Here is a 19,945-nt window from a genome sequence, read left to right as displayed (position 1 = left end):
CCAGCCTAAAGTCGTCAGGATAAAGACTGACCCACGCCGAGGAAAACCGACATGCTGTACGACCCATCGCAAAAATATCAGCCCCATCCCCCGATTCACCTACCTGACCGCCAATGGCCAAACAAACAGCTCACGCATGCCCCACGCTGGCTTTCCACCGACCTGCGCGACGGTAATCAGGCGCTGGCTGACCCCATGGACGGCCTGCGCAAACTGCGCTTCTGGGAACTGTTGCTCCAATGCGGTTTTAAGGAAATTGAAGTGGCTTTTCCGTCAGCATCAGAAACGGACTTCCAGTTTGTTCGCCAGCTAATTGAAGAACGGCGGATACCGCACGACGTCACAATCCAGGTGCTGACCCAGGCACGTACCGATTTGATTGAACGCACTTTTGCCGCTCTTGAGGGTGCCAGTCGCGCGACACTGCATCTCTATAACGCCACTGCCCCACTTTTCCGCCGCCTGGTATTCCGTCAGAGCAAAGAGGAGATCATCCAATTGGCCGTCAGTGCGACGCGCCAGATTCGGGCATTGTGCGAGGCAAACCCGCAAACACAGTGGAGTTATGAATACTCCCCGGAAACCTTCTGCTTCACCGAATCTGATTTCGCGCTGCAAATCTGCGAGGCGGTGGCGGATGTTTGGGAGCCCTGCTGCGAAAGGCCGATGATTATCAACTTACCTGCAACCGTCGAAGTGAATACCCCGAACGTCTATGCCGACCAAATTGAGTACTTCTGTCGCCATTTCTCGCGGCGTAACGCGGTGTGTATCAGCGTCCATCCTCACAATGACCGGGGAAGCGGTGTGGCCAGTGCTGAACTGGCGATACTTGCGGGAGCTGACCGTGTAGAGGGCTGTTTGTTCGGCAACGGCGAACGCACCGGTAACGTCTGTCTGGTAACCATGGCTATGAATCTATACAGCCAGGGGGTCTCACCGCAGCTCGATTTCAGCGACATAAAGCATGTTGTCGAAGAGGTGGAGCAATGCAATCAGTTACCGGTGCACCCTCGCCATCCCTATGCCGGAAAGTTGGCATTTACAGCCTTTTCAGGCTCGCATCAGGATGCTATCAAAAAGGGTTTCACGGCCCGGCAGCAATCCTCTTCTCCGCTTTGGGAGATGCCGTATCTTCCTGTAGACCCGAACGATATTGGCTGTAGTTACGAGGCGGTGATCCGCGTTAACAGCCAGTCTGGTAAAAGCGGCGCGGCGTGGATACTGGAACAAAACCACGGGCTGGTATTACCACGTGGGTTGCAACAGGACTTCAGCCGCCACGTTCAGGAACAGACCGACCGGGACGGTAACGAAATGACTCTTAACGCCCTCTGGCAGTTGTTCCGCAAGTTGTACGGGCCGCATCAACTCGCTGATCGGCAACTACTGGAATACCGCAGTGAAAGTCAGACAGAAGGAGGTCTTTCACTGCAGGCGCGCGTCCAGACACCAGAAGGAATATTGACGTTGCAGGGCAAAGGTAACGGGCTACTTTCTGCCACCGCTGATGCTCTAAAATCGCAGTTCAAGGTCGCTTTTTCTATCGAGGACTACCATGAGCATACACTTGGAAGACATAGCGAGAGCCGATCAGCTGCCTATATACGCTGTACTTTTGCCAATGGTGAAAGTTGCTGGGGAGTCGGTATCGACAATGATGTTGCGCGGGCTTCGCTACAGGCTTTGCTTAACGCCTTGCCGATAAAATCTTCGAACTAGAAGTATTCACTTGGGGATACGCCCAGAGTCCGTCGGAACATGGCGCTGAATGCACTGTGGCTTTCATAGCCAAGATCCAGCGCCACCCGCAGAACCGATTGCCCTTGAGCCAGGCGATTTAGTGCTTCCATTAGCCGTGCGCGTCGTACCCATTCGCTGAACGCCATACCAGTTTGCTCGCGAAAATGGCGCAGTAAGGTTCGTTCACTCATGTTGAGCTGGGCGGCAGCCACTGTGGTGGTCCATGATTTACCTGGTTCAGCCTGAACCTGACGGCATAGCGCCTGAATCGTGGGTGCCTGCGGTTCCGGCAGATTAAAAGGCATCACTGTCATCACGCGGATTTCATCGAGGATCAGCTCGTAGATTCTCTCCTCCCTGCTCCCGGCTTCGTACCGTCCTGGTAGATCCAGCGAGCTTATGATCAACTCACGCAGTAAATTAGAAACCTGCACAACCTGACAGACCGAGGGTAAATCCGCGCGAGCAAAAGGATCGATAAACAACGTTCTGGCCGCGACTTGTCCTGTGACCTGAAGCCGATGACGTGTTCCCGCCGGGAGCCATACACCACGACTGGGCGGCACAACCCAATACCCTTGTTCCGTTTCTATCCGCACCACGCCACTTAAAGTATGCAGCAGTTGTGCGCAGTCATGGCTATGCCAGGGCTCCGTCGCGCCATGTGGATAATCATGAGCAAAGGGAACCAGCGGACGCATCGCGAAGTTGAACTGGAGAGTGGTAGACATAGCGTTATTTATGAGCGAAAAGATAAAGGTAGCATAGCGCAGGAATATAAAAAGGAGCCGATGAGCTCCTTTTTATGAGGCTTCTGACTAGATGTGCAGCTCTTTAAGTTTCTCTTTTGGCAGAGCCAACTCTTCGTTGCTGTTCACACTCACACCATGCTCAAGAATATGGCGCGCGATGTCCTGTGCTTCTTGCAACGAGTGCATGTGGTAAGTCCCACACTGATAAACATTCAGCTCTGGGATCTGGTTTTGCTCTTTCACTTTCAGAACATCTTCCATTGCCGCTTTCCATGCGTCAGCAACTCGAGACTCTTCTGGCACACCAATCAGGCTCATGTAGAAACCTGTGCGGCAACCCATAGGTGAAATATCGATGATCTCTACGCCGTTCCCATTCAGGTGATCACGCATAAATCCTGCAAACAGGTGTTCAAGTGTATGAATCCCTTTTTCTGGCATCACTTCCTTGTTCGGGATGCAGAAACGCAGATCAAATACAGTGATTGTATCGCCATGAGGCGTGTGCATTGTTTTGGCCACACGCACTGCTGGCGCGCCCATGCGGGTATGGTCGACTGTGAAGCTATCCAACAACGGCATCTGATCACCTCCGATAGTGATTTAATTTAAAAATAAAATGAACCATTCTTTCCTGGACGACTCTGAGTATATGAAAGACGCGCATTTATTATCATCATCCCTGATTCAGAGATGTATATTTTGGCCACATTGATTGTGGCCTTTTTCTTTTGTACTACGCGTGTTTTGCGAGCCACACGTCGAACGGTTCGGTATCTTTAGCTTCAATTTCCCGCTGACGTTGCCACGAAGCGTCATGCTCCTTCTGCAATACATCTTCGGTCAAAATCTCTAGCGGCTCCTGGATCAGCATCTGACGATATTGCTCAGCCAATGCCAGCCCAGTTCCGCCAATGCCATTATCAATCATAGACCGCAGAATTCGTGCTGAGTACGTTAATTCAGGATTATCGAAACAGGCGACCAGTTGGTCACACACGTCCTGGTATTCCGTATTGCCAGCGATACCATCCAGCGTTTCCGCGACACGCCGTAAATCAGCAAACAGGTCTTTGCCCACTTTAGGCAACGGATGCTGTGCGGTTTCACAACCCATACCCAACGTCAGGCCTGGTTTGCGCCCTTCCAGAATCACGCGATTCCAGTTTTTACGGGTGCAAAGCAATTCATCACTGCTCATTTCAGGCGCGTCAGCCAGCACACACCAAATCATAAACAGGTCGAGGAAGCGAACTTGCTGCTCATCAACCCCGATCGGAGAGAACGGGTTAATATCCAGTGAACGCACTTCGATATATTCAATCCCACCGCGCATCAGAGCGTCAGAAGGCGACTCACCCTCCGCTGTGACACGTTTAGGGCGAATCGGTGCGTAGAGTTCATTTTCGATTTGCAGCACGTTGGTGTTGATTTGAAGGCGTTTACCGTCCTTCTCAACTCCCATCTTCGCGTACTCTTCCGAAGGCGTTTTAATGGCACGTTTTAATCCGGCGACGTAAGTTTCCAGATCGTTAAACGTAATGCCAAGATTGCTCTGAGATTTGTTGGTGTAACCGAGGTCGCTCAAACGCAGTGACGTCGCGTATGGCAGGTAATTCATGCCACACTCGGTTTTTTCAAATGGCAGCGAGCTTTCTTTCCCTTGCAGGAAAGACGAGCAAATCGCCGGCGATGCACCGAATAAATACGGGATCACCCAACCGAAACGGTAGTAGTTGCGAATCAGGCGGAAGTATCCGGCGGAAATCGCTTCTTTGCCGCTCTGGGCATCTTCTACGCCCAACCGCGCCTGCCAAAATTCAAACGGCAACGAAAAGTTGTAGTGAACGCCGGAGATAGTCTGCATCAACGCACCGTAACGGTTTTTCAATCCTTCACGGTAGAGCGTTTTAAAACGCCCGTTGTTGGATGAACCATACTGCGCCAGTTCGATATTCTGACCGTCGTCGATATAGCACGGCATGCTCAGAGGCCACATGCGTTCCTCACCCAAATGACGGGCGACATGGCGATGAATATCACGCATGAAGGTCAGCATATGGTCGATGTCACCATCAACCGGAGTGATAAACTCCAGCAGCGCTTCCGCGAAATCGGTGGTGATCCATTTATGGGTAAACGCTGAACCTAGACTTTCCGGGTGGCCGGTTGTTGCCAACTGACCATCTGGCGTGACGCGCAGCGTTTCACGCTCAAGACCACGACGAAGACCTTTTACTGCCTGAGGATGCTGTTCCAGCCAGGCCAGCGCCTGTGATACGTTCGGGATCAAATTGACCTCCCGCCTGTAGAATTCATTTTTATTAAGCATAATTGTTTTAAATGGTGATGATAATTATCAGATCACCCAATTAGTGCCACCACGCCATGCCTTGTACCGTTGCAGCCGCGACAACGAGATAGCGAAGCGCTTTACCAAGGCATAAGAAAAAGATTACCGGTCCCCAGCTCATTCGTAATAAGCCAGCCAACAGGCACAGTAGATCGCCAATTAAAGGCATCCAGCTGAGTAATAACGTTGCCGGACCAAAACGCACCAACCAGGCAGTTGCCTTTCCTTGCCAGCGCGATTGTTCCCGCAACGGGAAAAAACGTCCAAGAATAACGTTAGTTAAGCCGCCAAGGCTATTACCCATTGTTGCTATTAAAATGAGTAACCAGGTTGGCCCAGAACCTGCAACTAATAACGCCACCAGAACAGCTTCTGAGCTTCCTGGTAACAATGTTGCGCTAAGAAAACTGCTGGTAAACAGTGAAACAAATGACAGTGTTTCACTCACAGCAAACGGACATCCACGCCATCCATACCAGCGGCACGTGCTGCTTCCAGGCCAAAATCTGCATCTTCAAACACCACACATTTATGCGCAGCAACACCCATTAATTTGGCGCACAGTAAAAAAGTGTCGGGAGCAGGTTTATGGTTTTTAACGTGATCTGCCGCGACAACAGCGGAGAAATACTGACGTAAACCCAAATGATTAAGCAGCGCTTCGGCAATATCGCTTTCACTACCGGTACCGACAGCCATAGGACGACGCCCATGCCAGGATTTAACGACATCAATGAGAGGAAGCGGGCGCACAGTATCAAGAAGCATAGCCCTTACGGCCTGCGTCTTTTCCTGCGCCAGACGATGAGGATCAAGATCTGCACGATTGAGTTCGATAATCGCCTGCGCGATACGCCAGGTTGGGGAGCCATTCAACGCAACCATAGCTTGCTCATCAAACTGCATGCCATAGCCCGCTAGCGTCTCACGCCACGCCTTACGATGTGTTGGTTCGGTATCGAGGATGGTTCCGTCCATATCGAAAATCAGGCCGTCGTAACGTTCGTACATCTCATCCCTCACATCACTCAATATTGAGGCGTTACTTTAGCGTAAACCAATAATATTGTCGCTTATTTGTAATTGAGATAGTACAGAAGGTGACTAATGGGTTTGTGTGGTGTTACTGGGAGTTTGTTTTTGAAATTCAGAAGGTAAAACTTGGGGGGAATATGGTGCACCCAGGAAGATTACTCGCCGAAGGCTCGCCCTTCGGGCCGTTGCTGAAGCAACGTTATCTTCCCTTGTGCTTGCTGAGAAATCGAATTTCTCTGAAGCGGTACCATTGCTGGTATTTGGGGGGAATATGGTGCACCCAGGAAGATTCGAACTTCCGACCGCTCGGTTCGTAGCCGAGTACTCTATCCAGCTGAGCTATGGGTGCATCAGGGTGATGCTTTACTGCGCTTCTCGTGAATATCGTTAAGATAATCAGAGAAAGATGGTGCACCCAGGAAGATTCGAACTTCCGACCGCTCGGTTCGTAGCCGAGTACTCTATCCAGCTGAGCTATGGGTGCATCGGGTTACTGCTTTACTACTGATTCAATGTTACTTAACTTGCCGTAACATCGAAGAAGATGGTGCACCCAGGAAGATTCGAACTTCCGACCGCTCGGTTCGTAGCCGAGTACTCTATCCAGCTGAGCTATGGGTGCACAGGATTACTTCTTTTACTGCTGACTTAATGCTGTTTGTTGTTCTAAACAACATCAACAAGATGGTGCATCCGGAGCGTTACTCGCGGTGCTTGCCCTTACGGGCCGTTGCTTTAGCAACGTTTTCCTCCCTGTTGTTCGCTAAGAAATTAACTTTCTTTGCAACACTACCGGTGCAAAATGGTAGTAGGAAGAATGGTGCACCCAGGAAGATTCGAACTTCCGACCGCTCGGTTCGTAGCCGAGTACTCTATCCAGCTGAGCTATGGGTGCAAAATGGCGGTGAGGCGGGGATTCGAACCCCGGATGCAGCTTTTGACCGCATACTCCCTTAGCAGGGGAGCGCCTTCAGCCTCTCGGCCACCTCACCACACGCCTCTTTCGAGGTGTACCGTTGAACTTGTTTCTGCTCATCGGCACTGCGTGGCGCACATATTACTTTCCCGCACTTATAAGTCAAACAATTTTTCCCAACTCAGTTTCAATTGCACACTTCGCGCACAATTAGGGTGAATTCACGGCAAAAAGAGTGTTTTATCAACTAACAAGATGGGGTTTATAGAGGTACGAAAGCATTCGGGATAAGTAAGAAATTGTGGGCATGACAGAAGAAACAGGAGGGATTGCGAGATAAAGCGAAGAAAATAGTGCTCTAAATGAAGCGTCTCGCTAGCAGATAGCGAGACGCAGTAACTTTAGTAACTCGTTTGTTGCGATTTTTCAGCCTGGATACGTTGGTAGATCTCTTCGCGGTGTACAGAAACTTCCTTCGGGGCGTTAACACCAATACGAACCTGGTTACCTTTTACCCCAAGTACTGTCACGGTCACCTCATCCCCAATCATGAGGGTCTCACCAACTCGACGAGTTAGAATCAGCATTCTTTGCTCCTTGAAAGATTAAAAGAGTCGGGTCTCTCTGTATCCCGGCGTTCTCCATCATATACGACAAAAAGTAAGTAGTGACAAACACATAAAGTGTCACTCACCACGACATTACATTCTGTTATGAATAAGTCTAGCCGATATACGCAACTTTAACCTGACTTTATCATTATTGAGTATGTGCAAATTTAAGAAGACGCTATAACCTAAATGAGTTATAGCGTCTGTCTGCACTTTATTTTTTTACTTAGAGCTTAGCCGAGACCCAAGCTTCAACACCGGCCAGAGCACCCGGCAATGCGGCTGCATCTGTGCCACCAGCCTGAGCCATATCTGGACGACCGCCCCCTTTGCCACCAACTTGCTGAGCGATAACTCCAATCAGTTCTCCCGCCTTCACACGGTCAGTGACATCTTTAGAGACACCAGTAATCAGAGAAACCTTACCTTCTGATACCGTCGCCAGAACGATAATTGCCGAACCAAGCTGATTTTTCAGATCATCAACCATAGTACGCAGCATCTTCGGTTCAACGTTGGCAAGTTCACTCACGAGGAGTTTCACGCCTTTTACATCGACGGCTTTGCTGGAAAGGTTTGCACTCTCCTGCACTGCCTGCTGTTCTTTCAATTGCTGTAGTTCTTTTTCAAGCTGGCGGGTACGCTCCAGTACCGAACGCACTTTCTCGTTCAGATTCTGGCTATCGCCTTTGAGCAACTGAGCAATATCATTGAGCTGTTCGCTTTGTGCATGCAGATTAGCCAGCGCACCTTCGCCAGTAACAGCTTCAATACGGCGCACACCCGCAGCAGTACCAGACTCAGCCACGATACGGAACAAACCAATATCGCCAGTGCGGCTGGCGTGAATACCGCCACACAGTTCGGTCGAGAAATCACCCATGCTCAGCACACGCACGTGGTCATCATACTTCTCACCAAACAACGCCATTGCACCTTTAGCCTTAGCAGCTTCCAGATCCATGACGTTAGTTTCGATTGGCAGGTTGCGACGAATTTGTCCGTTAACGATATCTTCTACTGCGCGAACTTCAGCCGGTTTCATTGCTTCGAAATGGGAGAAGTCGAAACGCAGGCCTTTATCGTTAACCAGAGAACCTTTTTGCGCGACATGCGTGCCAAGTACCTGGCGCAATGCAGCATGCAACAAGTGAGTTGCAGAGTGGTTCAGACGAATGCGTGAACGACGCACTTCATCAACTTCAGCTTTTACACTGTCGCCCACTTTCACCACACCAGAGACTAATTTGCCAAGATGACCGATAGCCTGGCCATACTTCTGCGTATCGTTAACGGCAAAGTCCACACCGTTACCTTTAATTGTGCCTTTATCACCAACCTGGCCACCAGACTCTGCATAGAATGGTGTTTCGTTGAGCACCACAACCGCTTCCTGGCCCGCAGTCACTTGTTCAACGGCTTTACCGTCAACAAACAACGCAGTGACTTTCGCGGTTAAATCCGTGTGATCATAACCTTTGAAAGCAGTGGCAGAATCTACGCGGATCATGCTGTTATAGTCAGCGCCAAAACCGCTGGACTCACGTGCGCGACGGCGTTGTTCTTCCATCGCCGCTTCAAAACCAGCTTCGTCAACTTTCAGATTACGTTCGCGGCAAACATCCGCAGTCAGGTCAACCGGGAAGCCATAGGTGTCGTACAGACGGAAAGCGGTTTCACCATCCAGCGTATCGCCCTTCAGTTTCGCCAGTTCTTCATCCAACAGCGTTAAGCCACGTTCCAGGGTACGGGCAAACTGCTCTTCTTCGGTTTTCAGAACTTGTTCAACCAATGCTTGCTGACGTTGCAGCTCTTCACCCGCTGCCCCCATCACTTCAACCAATGGGCCAACCAGTTTGTAGAAGAAGGTTTCTTTAGCGCCCAGCATGTTGCCGTGGCGGATTGCACGACGAACGATACGGCGCAGCACATAGCCACGGCCTTCATTGGATGGCGTAACACCATCAGCAACCAGGAACGCACAAGAACGAATATGGTCAGCGATAACACGCAGTGATTTGCTGTTCAGATCGGTTGCACCAGTAACTTCGGCAACAGACTTAATCAGCTGGCTGAACAAATCAATTTCGTAGTTGGAGTTAACGTGCTGAAGAACAGCGGCAATACGCTCCAGCCCCATCCCCGTATCAACAGACGGCTTCGGCAATGGCAACATAGTGCCATCTTGCTGACGGTTGAACTGCATGAACACAAGGTTCCAGATTTCGATATAACGGTCGCCATCTTCTTCAGCGCTACCCGGAGGGCCGCCCCAAATGTGGTCGCCGTGGTCAAAGAAGATTTCGGTGCATGGGCCGCATGGGCCGGTGTCACCCATCTGCCAGAAGTTGTCAGATGCGTAAGCTGCACCTTTGTTATCGCCAATGCGAATAATACGTTCGCGCGGAACGCCAACTTCTTTTTCCCAGATTTCAAACGCTTCGTCGTCAGTCTCGTAAACCGTGACCCACAGACGATCTTTTGGCAGGTTAAACCACTGTTCGCCGGTCAATAATTCCCAGGCGAAGTTGATGGCATCATTTTTGAAGTAGTCACCAAAGCTGAAGTTACCCAGCATTTCAAAGAAAGTGTGGTGACGAGCGGTGTAACCGACGTTCTCCAGGTCATTGTGTTTACCACCAGCGCGGACACAACGTTGCGACGTTGTGGCACGGGAATAGTTACGTTTGTCGAGACCAAGGAATACATCCTTGAACTGGTTCATCCCGGCATTGGTAAACAGCAAAGTAGGGTCGTTATTCGGAACCAGGGAGCTGCTCGCTACAACCTGGTGGCCTTTACTATGGAAAAAATCGAGAAACGCCTGACGGATCTCAGCGGTGCTCTTGCTCATAATTATCCTGAAATCAAGCTAACGAGGAGTTGCAAACCTGACATAGCCAATTTTGATACTTTGGCCTTGACCTGTTTACCTGGAAAAAGTGGGAATAAGATAAGTTTTCTGATGAGGGAAGTAAAATCCCGTGTATGCCTAATCTGCAAAATTTCGGTATTTATCTTGAATAAACGGCCTGGATGTCTTCCATAAAGAAACCACGATACTGAAGATAGCGCTGCACTTTGGCCCGCTCTTTCCATTCCGTAGGAAGTTGCTCACCAAATTTTCGCTCGGCAATGTCTCGCGCCATCTCTTGCCAGTCTATTTCGCAATTTTCCATGGCGGCTTCGCTCAGTTCACGCGCGATACCTTTACCCTGCAATTCCTGACGGATACGTTGCGGGCCATAACCTTTGCGGCTGCGGCTTGCGATAAAACGCGAAGCGAACTGAGCATCGTCCAGCCAGCGGTGTTCATAACACCAGGCAATAACTTTTTCGATATCTTCAGGAGTAAACGGGTCTTCTTCCGCTCTTGGTTTTCCGGGAAACGTGGGTTGTGCAGCAAGTTTACGGCGGAGTTCTTGTTCGCTGTGATCGCGCATCGCCAGGATACGAGTGGCTTTGTCTAATAAGCGGGACCAGGCGCTGCGGCGAGTAGAAGGAGTAATAGGTTCAGGCATGACGGATAACCTGTATAGAAGAAAAGTGCAGTAAAGCAGATAAAGACAAGGGCTGCCGTGGCAGCCCTTACTAGTATTTAGAAGTCTTCTTTGGTTTCAGCAACGTCTTTGTCATGGTCATCAACAACAAAGTCTGGTGTGCCATCTTGATTATTCAGCAGCATATCACGCAGTTTCTTCTCGATTTCAACAGCCATTGGCTTGTTTTCTTTCAGGAAATTACTGGAGTTTGATTTACCCTGGCCAATCTTCTCACCGTTGTAGCTGTACCAGGCACCTGCTTTTTCAATCAGCTTGTGCTTCACGCCTAAATCAACCAGTTCGCCGTAGAAGTTAATGCCTTCGCCGTACATGATCTGGAATTCAGCTTGCTTAAATGGTGCAGCAATTTTGTTTTTGACCACTTTAACGCGGGTTTCACTACCCACTACGTTATCGCCATCTTTTACCGCGCCAATACGGCGGATATCCAGACGGACAGATGCGTAGAACTTCAGGGCGTTACCACCGGTTGTGGTTTCCGGGTTACCGAACATCACACCAATTTTCATACGGATCTGGTTGATGAAGATAAGCAATGTGTTGGACTGCTTAAGGTTACCCGCCAGTTTACGCATTGCCTGGCTCATCATACGTGCCGCAAGGCCCATATGAGAGTCACCGATTTCGCCTTCAATTTCAGCTTTCGGTGTCAGAGCAGCAACGGAGTCAACCACGAGGACGTCAACAGCGCCGGAACGTGCTAATGCGTCACAGATTTCCAGAGCTTGTTCGCCGGTATCAGGCTGGGAACACAGCAGGTTGTCGATATCAACGCCCAGTTTCTTAGCGTAAATCGGGTCCAGAGCGTGCTCGGCATCGATAAACGCACACGTTTTACCTTCACGTTGAGCGGCGGCGATAACTTGCAAAGTCAGCGTCGTTTTACCAGAAGATTCTGGTCCGTAGATTTCAACGATACGCCCCATTGGTAAGCCACCGGCTCCCAGAGCAATATCCAGTGAAAGTGAACCGGTAGAGATCGTTTCCACATCCATGGTACGGTCTTCACCCAGACGCATGATGGAGCCTTTACCAAATTGTTTTTCAATTTGGCCAAGTGCTGCCGCTAACGCCTTCTGTTTGTTTTCGTCGATAGCCATTTTTACTCCTGTCATGCAGGGTGATACACAAGTGCGCCACGCTGCTTACTATGCTGTTTTGTTGTGCCAATTATACTGTATGGTCATACAGTATCAAGCTTATTTTTGAGAAATTCTTCCCACAGGGTTTGCACTGCATATTCCGTGGCCTGGCGGCGAACGGCATCACGGTCACCTTCAAAAAGCTGATGGCGAGCGACAGTGCCTTCAAGCTTTGAGCTGAAGCCAAACCACACGGTGCCGACAGGTTTTTCCTCGCTGCCACCATTTGGTCCGGCGATACCACTGACAGCAATCGCGTAGTCCGCAGCGGCGGCATATAACGCCCCCTGAGCCATTTCACGCACCACGGCTTCACTGACTGCGCCGTGGGTTTCCAGCGTCCCGCTATCCACACCAATCATTTGATGTTTAGCTTCGTTACTGTAGGTAACAAAGCCACGTTCAAACCAGGCGGAACTGCCTGAAACATCAGTAATCACCTTGGCAATCCAGCCACCGGTGCAAGATTCCGCCGTCGTGATGGTGGCACCAAGCTGCCCAAGCGCTTCGCCCAACTGGTGGCTTAATTGGCGCAATGTTTTCTCTGTCATATTGGCTCCGATTGTAGACATATCGCAGGGTCACACGATAGCACTTAACCGCGCTTTCAGAGGATTACATTCAATAACGCGAGGCACTTCCAGAGAAAAGAACGGCCAGCGAATGCTGGCCGGATAAATCATTTCATACTGTTAGCGATGGCTTCCACATTATGCTTAAAAGCCATCTCATAAGTGCTGGCTGGACCGTCGGCATCAGACAATGCTTCAGGATAAAGTTCACCGCCCGGTTGTGCACCACTCGCGGCAGCAATTTGTTTTACCAGACGGGGGTCAGTCTGGTTCTCAATGAAGTATGTTTTGATGTGCTGGTTTTTGAGCTGTTTGATTAGCCCAGCGACATCACTGGCATTCGCTTCAGCTTCAGTCGAGAAGCCAACAGGCGCGAGGAAAGCCACCCCATACTCTGCGCCAAAATAGCCAAAGGCATCATGGCTGGTCAGCACTTTACGGTGCGATTTAGGAATCGATTCAAAGCGTGTTTTGGCCCAGCTATCCAGCAGTTTCAGGCGCGTAACGTACTCGCTGCCGCTTTCATTGATTGCCGCCGCATCTTGTGGGTCTGCCGCCATCAGCGCCTTCATAATATTCTGTGCGTAGACCGCGCCATTCTCAGCACTGTTCCAGGCATGCGGGTCAGTAATTTGTTTACCGTCTTCGACCATGCTGCGGCTGGAAATACCTTCAGAAGCAACAATGACTTTGCCTTTATAACCTGATGCGCTCACCAGACGGTCCATCCACCCTTCCATTCCCAGCCCGCTGACAATAACCACGTCAGCTTTGCTTAGCGCGACGCTGTCTTGCGGCGAGGGTTCAAAACTATGCGGATCACCGTTTGGCCCGACCAGGCTTTTTACCGTGACATGTTCACCGCCGACTTGTTTCGCCATATCAGCCAGCACCGTGAAACTGGCGACCACATTGAGGTTTTTCGCCAGCGCCGCCTGGCTGGAACAAGCCAGCACCAATGACATCATCATCCCAAAACGTTTCATTTAATCCCCTTGCTTGTTGTTATCCAGCCTCTACAAAGGCTCCGAGCCAGTCCGCTGCGCGAACCGAAAAGTATTGAGATAAAGAAGCCAACGCTTGCCGTCAGAACAATCGCCGGTCCAGCAGGCAGTGCGGCGGCAAAAGACCATGCCAGCCCAATCCATGCCGATAACAAACCGCAGACCACCGCAATAAACATCGCCCCAGGTAGCGTTTTCGCCCAGCAGCGCGCCGAAACCGCTGGCAGCATCATTAGCCCGACGGACATCAGCGTGCCGAGGATTTGAAATCCGGCGACCAGGTTAAGCACCAGCAGCGCAAGAAAAACACCATGAATAAGATGAGGTGCCTGGCGGTTATTGACCTGCAAGAAGCTGCGGTCAAAGGTTTCCATCACCAGCCCGCGATATAAACCCGCCAGGATAAGTAACGTTACGCTGGCAATCACGCCAACGAAGATTGTTGCCTGATTATCGACGGCCAGTATTGAGCCAAATAAAAGGTGCAGCAGGTCAACACTGGAGCCGCGAAGCGAAATGAGTGTGACGCCTAACGCCAGCGAGCCGAGGTAAAAACCTGCAAAACTAGCATCCTCTTTAAGTTGGGTTCGTGAGCTCACCAGGCCGGAAATTAATGCCACCAGCACCCCCGCAACAAAGCCGCCAATCCCCATGGCAACCAGCGACATACCTGCCAGCAAATAGCCCACCGCAACGCCCGGCAGGATGGCATGAGAAAGTGCATCCCCCACCAGGCTCATACGCCTTAGCAGCAAGAAAATCCCCAACGGAGCGGTGCTCAGTGATAAAGCCAGGCACGCAACGAGCGCGCGGCGCATAAAACCGTAATCAATAAACGGTTCCAAGAAGAAATGATAAATCATGCGGATAACGCCAGATTATTACTGACTTGCGAATAACGAGGTAACACTTCAGCAGCGTCCCCCCAATGGAAATGATCTTGTGTAAGCAATAAAACCTGTGGGAAATGCTGGCTAACACGTTGGTTATCATGCAGCACAGCCAGTACCGTTTGGCCCGCCTGATTCATTTGGCAGATTAACGACATCAGGAAATCGCTGGTTTGCGAATCGACCCCGGTAAAAGGCTCATCGAGCAGCACCAGCGGCGCATTTTGCACCAGTAAGCGAGCAAACAGCATTCTCTGAAACTGGCCGCCAGAAAGCATTTCGATAGGCTGATGGCGGTAAGCGCTCAAGCCAACTCGTTCGATGGCATCGGCTATCCGCAGGCGGTGTTGACGCTTCAATGCGGAAAACAGGCTGCGGGCAGGCCACGCCCCCATACACACCACATCGTAAACCGTGACAGGAAACTGTCTTTCCATTTCAGCCAGTTGCGGCAACCACGCAATGCGCGGAGCACACCCATCGGTAAACTGCAGTTGCCCCGATACCGGTGCCTGTAACTTCAATAATGTTTTAAGGAGGGTCGATTTCCCGGTGCCGTTGGCACCAATAATGGCGGTCATGCTGCCTTGCACAATATGGCCGGTAAGTGCAGGTGTCACCGCCCTTCCCTGATAACCCAATACCACTTGATTCAACGAGATCATGGCAGTGCAATCGCCCAGCGAATAGCCAGCCATAAACCGGCGAGCAGCATTAAGACTGCACAAAACCGGGCTGATGCCGCCACGGTGAAAAGTGTCCGTAAAGGATTCATTGCGGGAAAAAGCCTTCAATTTGATTTGTTATAACATAACATAAAATAAATTGATGACGATGTAAATTCCTGATCGACGATCGGGAAAAACCTTCATGGGAAGTGCTGGAGAAAGAACCCCGCCTCAGAACAAGGCGGGGTAAAGATTACTGAACGCGAGCCTGCGCAACAGCCAGGCCTAACTGCCATACCGCCATTGCGTAATGCGTGCTGTGGTTGTAACGGGTGATGGTGTAGAAGTTTGGCAGACCGTACCAGTACTGGTAACGATCGCCCATATCCAGGCGCAGTAAACTGGCTTCCTGGTGGTTACCCAGAGAAGCCGTTGGGCTCAGACCGGATTGCGCCAGCGCGGAAACGGAATACTTGGTCTTAAAGCCGTTGGCTAACCCCGGTACCTGGCCGTTAGCTGGCACCGCCACCAAATCCCCTTTCACCCAACCGTGGCCTTTGAAATAGTTTGCCACGCTGCCAATCGCATCTTCGGGATCCCACAAATTCACATGACCGTCGCCGTTGAAATCAACCGCGTACTCTTTGAACGACGAAGGCATAAACTGGCCGTAACCCATCGCCCCGGCAAATGAACCTTTCAGTGCCAGCGGATCATCACCTTCGTTACGCGCCATCAACAGGAAGGTTTCCAGTTCGCCAGAGAAGTATTGCGCACGGCGTGGATAAGCAAAGGATAAGGTCGCCAGCGCATCGATGATGCGTGTTTTACCCATCACGCGGCCCCAGCGAGTTTCCACGCCGATAATCCCAACAATAATTTCTGGTGGCACGCCGTAAACCTGGAAAGCGCGTTTCAGCGCACTATCGTATTGATTCCAGAAAGCCACGCCATTTTGCACGTTATCTGGGGTGATAAATTTGCCGCGATAACGCAACCACGCCCCATTTGGGCCCGGAGGTGGTGCAGTAGTAGGTGCCTGCTGGTCCATTAAACGCAGCACGTAATCCAGCCGTTTGGCCTGAGATAACACTTCATGCAATTGCTGGCGGTCAAAGCCATGCTCACTCACCATTTTATTGATGAATTTTTCGGCTTCAGGATTGTTGGCAAAATCCCCCGTCTGCATAAACACATCATGCTGCGGTTGCAGCAAGAACCCCCCTGAAGGCGCGCCAGCTTGCTGAGGCGAAGTTTCAGTTTTTGGTTTACTGCTACAGGCAGCAAGCAAAACGATAAGTGGAAGTAACGCGACGGAGTAACGCATGTGAGGGATATCCATATGACTGACGACGAATGTGTATTCCTTATGGTAAATCAAAATCAATAATCAGGGATCCCCCTTTCTAACTCCTTTCAGTTCACCATTAAATTTTCCATTTAAAATTAAATTACCTTTCAAATTAACAGATTTATGTTTCACAATGAGATCTAAATAACATACATGAAGGTTTCAAAGTGATTATTATGAGCTGCCACTGACCGCAGAGTGAGCATTTACCCTTCAGGAGATAACAATGATCGACATGATTACCCATGGAGCTGAATGGTTTATTGGCCTGTTTCAAAAAGGGGGAGAAGTTTTTACCGGCATGGTGACCGGTATTCTTCCGCTGCTAATAAGCCTGCTGGTGATAATGAACGCGTTAATTAATTTCATCGGCCAGCATCGCATCGAACGAATGGCGCAGCGCTGCGCCGGAAACCCGGTTTCCCGCTACCTGTTACTGCCTTGCATCGGTACGTTTGTGTTCTGCAACCCGATGACGCTAAGCCTGGGGCGCTTTATGCCGGAGAAATACAAACCGAGCTATTACGCCGCCGCTTCATACAGTTGCCACTCAATGAATGGCCTTTTCCCTCACATCAATCCTGGCGAGCTATTTGTGTACCTCGGGATCGCCAGCGGGCTGACCACACTTGGTTTGCCGCTGGGTCCACTCGCGGTGAGTTACCTGCTTGTCGGTCTGATCACTAACTTCTTCCGTGGCTGGATAACCGACCTCACGACCTCGATCTTCGAGAAGAAAATGGGTATCGAACTGGAACGCCAGGTGCGACTTTAAGGAAAAATCATGACGCAACTTATTCGTATTGAGAAAGGCCAGGGCGGCTGGGGCGGCCCGCTGATTCTGCCGGTCGAACCCGGAAAAAAAATCGTCTACATCACCGCAGGGACTCGCCCGGCGATTATCGACAAACTCAGTGAAATGACGGGCTGGGAAGCAGTAGACGGCTTTAAAGAAGGCGAGCCGCCGGAAGCAGAAATCGCTGTGGCGGTGATCGACTGTGGCGGAACATTACGCTGCGGGTTGTACCCGAAACGCCGCATCCCGACCATTAATATCCATGCCACCGGCAAGTCCGGGCCAATGGCGCAGTACATCGTTGAAGATATTTACGTTTCCGGTGTGCGCGAAGAAAACATTAGCTGGCAAGCAGATGAAACGCAGTCCGTCGCGAAAACGCCGGTTCGTGAGTACGACACCAGTAAGAAAATAACGGAACAAAGCGATGGATTGCTGGCAAAAGTCGGCATGGGCATGGGCTCTGCCGTAGCGGTGCTGTTTCAGGCCGGGCGCGACACCATCGATACCGTGTTAAAAACCATCCTGCCGTTTATGGCGTTTGTCTCGGCGCTTATCGGCATCATCATGGCTTCAGGATTAGGCGACTGGATTGCTCACGGCCTGGCTCCGCTGGCCAACAATCCCGTCGGACTGATAACCCTGGCGCTGATTTGTTCATTCCCGCTGCTCTCACCTTTCCTCGGCCCTGGGGCGGTTATCGCACAGGTTATCGGGGTGCTGATTGGCGTACAAATTGGCCTCGGTCACATTCCACCACATCTGGCGCTCCCCGCGCTGTTTGCCATCAATGCGCAAGCAGCCTGTGACTTCATCCCGGTGGGCCTCTCTCTGGCTGAAGCCCGACAAGACACGGTGCGCGTCGGCGTGCCATCGGTATTAGTCGGCCGCTTTTTAACGGGCGCGCCAACCGTGCTCATCGCCTGGCTCGTGTCCGGCTTTATCTATCAATAAGGTGGATTATGCGAACTATTTATCAAACGACTATCACGTACATCGGCCAGTCCGCCCGCGAAGCGCTGGATGACAACATGCTGATCACTTTTAGCGAAGGCGCGCCAGCAGATATTCAGGACTTCTGTTTTATTCACTGCCACGGCGCATTGAGCGGCACGCTTGAACCCGGTATCGGTTTTGAACTGAACGGGCAGCATTACGATGTCACCGCAGTTGGCGACGTCGCTCAACAAAATTTACAGGAACTGGGGCATATCACCCTGCGTTTCGACGGTGAAGCGCAGGCGGAATACCCGGGTACCGTCCATGTTAACGGGCCACTACCTCACAACATTGAAACGGGCTGCCAGTTGAAGTTTTTAGTCTAAGCACATTAAAGGAGTAGAGCATGAACCAAGTTGCCGTTGTCATTGGGGGAGGACAAACCCTCGGAGCGTTTCTCGCCCATGGGCTTGCGAAGGAAGGTTATAAAATTGCCGTGGTAGATATCCAAAGCGAAAAAGCGGCCCGCGTCGCCCAGGAAATTAACGACCAGTACGGTGCTGGCATGGCCTGGGGATTTGGCGCTGATGCCACCAGCGAACAGAGCGTAACCGCGCTCGCCAACGGAGTAGACGAGATTTTCGGCCAGGTGAATTTGCTGGTCTATAGCGCCGGAATTGCCAAAGCGGCATTTATTGGTGATTTCGCGTTGGGCGATTTTGACCGTTCGTTGCAGGTCAATCTGGTGGGATATTTTCTGTGCGCCAAAGCGTTTTCAGCCTTGATGATCCGCGACGGCGTACATGGCCGCATCATCCAAATTAACTCTAAATCCGGGAAAGTGGGCAGCAAACATAATTCCGGCTACAGCGCGGCAAAGTTCGGCGGCGTAGGGCTGACACAATCACTGGCACTGGATTTAGCAGAGTACGGCATTACCGTGCATGCCTTGATGCTGGGCAACCTGTTGAAATCGCCAATGTTTCAATCATTACTCCCGCAATATGCCGAGAAACTGGGCATTGCGGCGGATGAAGTCGAGCAATATTACATCGACAAAGTCCCGCTCAAGCGTGGCTGCGACTATCAGGATGTGCTGAATACGCTGCTGTTTTATGCCAGTGATAAAGCATCGTACTGCACCGGGCAATCAATCAACATTACCGGCGGGCAGGTGATGTTTTAAACCCACGGGTGGATAGCCGTATGACTGCAAACGCGCTATTCACCTCCCTAACGAGAGAAATCTATGATTAACGCACTCATCGCAATCGCTGTAATCGCCTGGCTGAGCCAACTGGTTTTGGGTGGCTGGCAAATACGCCATTTCAATCGTGCATTCGACCAGTTATGCCAGAAAGGAGCCGTAGGTATCGGGCGTTCTGGCGAGCGTTTTAAGCCTCGGGTGGTCATTGCACTGGCATTCGATGAACAACAAAACATCTGTGACAGTTTGATGATGAAAGGCATCACTATTTTTGCCAGACCCTTACCGTTGTCACAACTACATGGGATAAATCGAAAGGAATTGCAACCTGATGTGATCTTCCCCCATGATCAAAACTGTCAGAATGCTCTATCATTAGCGATTAAAATGAAACATGGATAAT

General features: G+C 50.8%; 20 protein-coding genes and 5 tRNA genes. 6 read left to right on the top strand and 19 right to left on the bottom strand.

Annotation, left to right across the window (positions count from 1 at the left end; all coding sequences use genetic code 11):
- The first annotated feature begins 51 nt into the window (after nucleotides 1-51).
- Nucleotides 52-1,722 carry a 2-isopropylmalate synthase gene (gene leuA, locus D8682_RS20575; protein WP_064543972.1) on the top strand — a complete coding sequence of 557 codons (1,671 nt, stop codon included), beginning with the start codon at nucleotides 52-54 and terminating at the stop codon, nucleotides 1,720-1,722.
- Here leuA and D8682_RS20570 read toward each other — a convergent pair.
- The 19 genes from D8682_RS20570 to mltB all read right to left on the bottom strand — a co-directional run bounded on the left by D8682_RS20570 (nucleotide 1,719) and on the right by mltB (nucleotide 16,576).
- The gene (locus D8682_RS20570; protein ID WP_121815026.1) at nucleotides 1,719-2,474 is read right to left on the bottom strand and encodes a helix-turn-helix transcriptional regulator; all 756 of its coding nucleotides are present in this window, start codon (nucleotides 2,472-2,474) and stop codon (nucleotides 1,719-1,721) included. The two genes, leuA and D8682_RS20570, sit on opposite strands and share 4 nt — an antisense overlap.
- Nucleotides 2,475-2,561: 87 nt before the next feature.
- Nucleotides 2,562-3,077, bottom strand: a complete 516-nt coding sequence (luxS, locus tag D8682_RS20565) for an S-ribosylhomocysteine lyase (RefSeq protein WP_064543968.1) — start codon at nucleotides 3,075-3,077, stop codon at nucleotides 2,562-2,564.
- Nucleotides 3,078-3,231: 154 nt separating this feature from the next.
- The gene (gene gshA / locus D8682_RS20560) at nucleotides 3,232-4,788 is read right to left on the bottom strand and encodes a glutamate--cysteine ligase (RefSeq protein WP_064543966.1); all 1,557 of its coding nucleotides are present in this window, start codon (nucleotides 4,786-4,788) and stop codon (nucleotides 3,232-3,234) included.
- Between the two features lie 79 nt (nucleotides 4,789-4,867).
- Nucleotides 4,868-5,296, bottom strand: coding sequence for a YqaA family protein (locus tag D8682_RS20555; protein ID WP_064543964.1), 429 nt, complete (start codon nucleotides 5,294-5,296; stop codon nucleotides 4,868-4,870).
- The gene (gene yqaB, locus D8682_RS20550; protein WP_064543962.1) at nucleotides 5,293-5,859 is read right to left on the bottom strand and encodes a fructose-1-phosphate/6-phosphogluconate phosphatase; all 567 of its coding nucleotides are present in this window, start codon (nucleotides 5,857-5,859) and stop codon (nucleotides 5,293-5,295) included. The genes D8682_RS20555 and yqaB overlap by 4 nt, the downstream gene beginning before the upstream one ends.
- 296 nt (nucleotides 5,860-6,155) lie before the next feature.
- Nucleotides 6,156-6,232 (bottom strand) — tRNA-Arg (locus D8682_RS20545).
- A 58-nt stretch (nucleotides 6,233-6,290) separates the two neighbouring features.
- A tRNA-Arg gene (locus D8682_RS20540) sits at nucleotides 6,291-6,367 on the bottom strand.
- 61 nt (nucleotides 6,368-6,428) lie between these two features.
- A tRNA-Arg gene (locus tag D8682_RS20535) sits at nucleotides 6,429-6,505 on the bottom strand.
- Nucleotides 6,506-6,701: 196 nt separating this feature from the next.
- Nucleotides 6,702-6,778 (bottom strand) — tRNA-Arg (locus D8682_RS20530).
- Nucleotides 6,779-6,782: 4 nt separating this feature from the next.
- A tRNA-Ser gene (locus tag D8682_RS20525) sits at nucleotides 6,783-6,875 on the bottom strand.
- A gap of 325 nt (nucleotides 6,876-7,200) precedes the next feature.
- Complete coding sequence (gene csrA, locus D8682_RS20520; protein ID WP_013574027.1) at nucleotides 7,201-7,386, bottom strand: carbon storage regulator CsrA; 186 nt, start codon at nucleotides 7,384-7,386, stop codon at nucleotides 7,201-7,203.
- Nucleotides 7,387-7,636: 250 nt separating this feature from the next.
- Nucleotides 7,637-10,264 (bottom strand): alanine--tRNA ligase, encoded by a 2,628-nt coding sequence (gene alaS, locus D8682_RS20515; protein ID WP_121815025.1) that lies wholly within the window; start codon nucleotides 10,262-10,264, stop codon nucleotides 7,637-7,639.
- Nucleotides 10,265-10,424: 160 nt separating this feature from the next.
- Nucleotides 10,425-10,931, bottom strand: coding sequence for a regulatory protein RecX (locus tag D8682_RS20510; protein ID WP_064543958.1), 507 nt, complete (start codon nucleotides 10,929-10,931; stop codon nucleotides 10,425-10,427).
- A 77-nt stretch (nucleotides 10,932-11,008) separates the two neighbouring features.
- Nucleotides 11,009-12,073, bottom strand: coding sequence for a recombinase RecA (recA, locus tag D8682_RS20505; RefSeq protein ID WP_064543956.1), 1,065 nt, complete (start codon nucleotides 12,071-12,073; stop codon nucleotides 11,009-11,011).
- A gap of 83 nt (nucleotides 12,074-12,156) precedes the next feature.
- Entirely contained in the window at nucleotides 12,157-12,666 is a 510-nt protein-coding gene (gene pncC, locus D8682_RS20500) for a nicotinamide-nucleotide amidase (protein WP_064543954.1), read from the bottom strand.
- Nucleotides 12,667-12,794: 128 nt separating this feature from the next.
- On the bottom strand, nucleotides 12,795-13,673 hold the full coding sequence (locus tag D8682_RS20495) for a metal ABC transporter substrate-binding protein (RefSeq protein WP_064543952.1): 879 nt from the start codon (nucleotides 13,671-13,673) through the stop codon (nucleotides 12,795-12,797).
- Entirely contained in the window at nucleotides 13,670-14,554 is an 885-nt protein-coding gene (locus tag D8682_RS20490) for a metal ABC transporter permease (RefSeq protein ID WP_121815024.1), read from the bottom strand. Before D8682_RS20490 ends, D8682_RS20495 begins: the two co-directional genes overlap by 4 nt.
- The gene (locus D8682_RS20485) at nucleotides 14,551-15,246 is read right to left on the bottom strand and encodes a metal ABC transporter ATP-binding protein (protein ID WP_121815744.1); all 696 of its coding nucleotides are present in this window, start codon (nucleotides 15,244-15,246) and stop codon (nucleotides 14,551-14,553) included. The genes D8682_RS20490 and D8682_RS20485 overlap by 4 nt, the downstream gene beginning before the upstream one ends.
- Nucleotides 15,247-15,502: 256 nt before the next feature.
- Complete coding sequence (gene mltB, locus D8682_RS20480) at nucleotides 15,503-16,576, bottom strand: lytic murein transglycosylase B (RefSeq protein ID WP_064544056.1); 1,074 nt, start codon at nucleotides 16,574-16,576, stop codon at nucleotides 15,503-15,505.
- A 250-nt stretch (nucleotides 16,577-16,826) separates the two neighbouring features.
- Here mltB and D8682_RS20475 point away from each other — a divergent pair, with 250 nt between their 5' ends.
- From D8682_RS20475 to gutM, 5 genes are all read left to right on the top strand, one after another.
- Entirely contained in the window at nucleotides 16,827-17,375 is a 549-nt protein-coding gene (locus D8682_RS20475; RefSeq protein WP_064543944.1) for a PTS glucitol/sorbitol transporter subunit IIC, read from the top strand.
- A gap of 9 nt (nucleotides 17,376-17,384) precedes the next feature.
- A complete protein-coding gene (locus D8682_RS20470; protein ID WP_121815023.1) occupies nucleotides 17,385-18,350 on the top strand; it encodes a PTS glucitol/sorbitol transporter subunit IIB in 966 nt (321 codons plus the stop codon).
- 8 nt (nucleotides 18,351-18,358) lie between these two features.
- The gene (gene srlB / locus D8682_RS20465) at nucleotides 18,359-18,721 is read left to right on the top strand and encodes a PTS glucitol/sorbitol transporter subunit IIA (RefSeq protein ID WP_064543939.1); all 363 of its coding nucleotides are present in this window, start codon (nucleotides 18,359-18,361) and stop codon (nucleotides 18,719-18,721) included.
- 20 nt (nucleotides 18,722-18,741) lie between these two features.
- Nucleotides 18,742-19,521, top strand: a complete 780-nt coding sequence (srlD, locus tag D8682_RS20460) for a sorbitol-6-phosphate dehydrogenase (RefSeq protein WP_064543937.1) — start codon at nucleotides 18,742-18,744, stop codon at nucleotides 19,519-19,521.
- A gap of 63 nt (nucleotides 19,522-19,584) precedes the next feature.
- Nucleotides 19,585-19,944, top strand: coding sequence for a transcriptional regulator GutM (gene gutM / locus D8682_RS20455; protein WP_121815022.1), 360 nt, complete (start codon nucleotides 19,585-19,587; stop codon nucleotides 19,942-19,944).
- Nucleotide 19,945 lies beyond the last annotated feature (1 nt).

This window comes from Buttiauxella sp. 3AFRM03, assembly GCF_003675305.1.
Classification (GTDB): domain Bacteria; phylum Pseudomonadota; class Gammaproteobacteria; order Enterobacterales; family Enterobacteriaceae; genus Buttiauxella; species Buttiauxella ferragutiae.
Note: the sequence above shows the minus strand (reverse complement) of the source record. Positions and strands in the feature narration are given on the sequence as shown.

What these genes read in the sequence shown, in the direction of transcription:
- leuA (WP_064543972.1), top strand. Translation starts at nt 52, where the DNA reads ATGCTGTACGACCCATCGCAAAAATATCAGCCCCATCCCCCGATTCAC.
- D8682_RS20570 (WP_121815026.1), bottom strand. Translation starts at nt 2,474, where the DNA reads ATGTCTACCACTCTCCAGTTCAACTTCGCGATGCGTCCGCTGGTTCCC.
- luxS (WP_064543968.1), bottom strand. Translation starts at nt 3,077, where the DNA reads ATGCCGTTGTTGGATAGCTTCACAGTCGACCATACCCGCATGGGCGCG.
- yqaB (WP_064543962.1), bottom strand. Translation starts at nt 5,859, where the DNA reads ATGTACGAACGTTACGACGGCCTGATTTTCGATATGGACGGAACCATC.
- csrA (WP_013574027.1), bottom strand. Translation starts at nt 7,386, where the DNA reads ATGCTGATTCTAACTCGTCGAGTTGGTGAGACCCTCATGATTGGGGAT.
- alaS (WP_121815025.1), bottom strand. Translation starts at nt 10,264, where the DNA reads ATGAGCAAGAGCACCGCTGAGATCCGTCAGGCGTTTCTCGATTTTTTC.
- D8682_RS20510 (WP_064543958.1), bottom strand. Translation starts at nt 10,931, where the DNA reads ATGCCTGAACCTATTACTCCTTCTACTCGCCGCAGCGCCTGGTCCCGC.
- recA (WP_064543956.1), bottom strand. Translation starts at nt 12,073, where the DNA reads ATGGCTATCGACGAAAACAAACAGAAGGCGTTAGCGGCAGCACTTGGC.
- pncC (WP_064543954.1), bottom strand. Translation starts at nt 12,666, where the DNA reads ATGACAGAGAAAACATTGCGCCAATTAAGCCACCAGTTGGGCGAAGCG.
- D8682_RS20495 (WP_064543952.1), bottom strand. Translation starts at nt 13,673, where the DNA reads ATGAAACGTTTTGGGATGATGATGTCATTGGTGCTGGCTTGTTCCAGC.
- D8682_RS20490 (WP_121815024.1), bottom strand. Translation starts at nt 14,554, where the DNA reads ATGATTTATCATTTCTTCTTGGAACCGTTTATTGATTACGGTTTTATG.
- D8682_RS20485 (WP_121815744.1), bottom strand. Translation starts at nt 15,246, where the DNA reads ATGATCTCGTTGAATCAAGTGGTATTGGGTTATCAGGGAAGGGCGGTG.
- mltB (WP_064544056.1), bottom strand. Translation starts at nt 16,576, where the DNA reads ATGCGTTACTCCGTCGCGTTACTTCCACTTATCGTTTTGCTTGCTGCC.
- D8682_RS20475 (WP_064543944.1), top strand. Translation starts at nt 16,827, where the DNA reads ATGATCGACATGATTACCCATGGAGCTGAATGGTTTATTGGCCTGTTT.
- D8682_RS20470 (WP_121815023.1), top strand. Translation starts at nt 17,385, where the DNA reads ATGACGCAACTTATTCGTATTGAGAAAGGCCAGGGCGGCTGGGGCGGC.
- srlB (WP_064543939.1), top strand. Translation starts at nt 18,359, where the DNA reads ATGCGAACTATTTATCAAACGACTATCACGTACATCGGCCAGTCCGCC.
- srlD (WP_064543937.1), top strand. Translation starts at nt 18,742, where the DNA reads ATGAACCAAGTTGCCGTTGTCATTGGGGGAGGACAAACCCTCGGAGCG.
- gutM (WP_121815022.1), top strand. Translation starts at nt 19,585, where the DNA reads ATGATTAACGCACTCATCGCAATCGCTGTAATCGCCTGGCTGAGCCAA.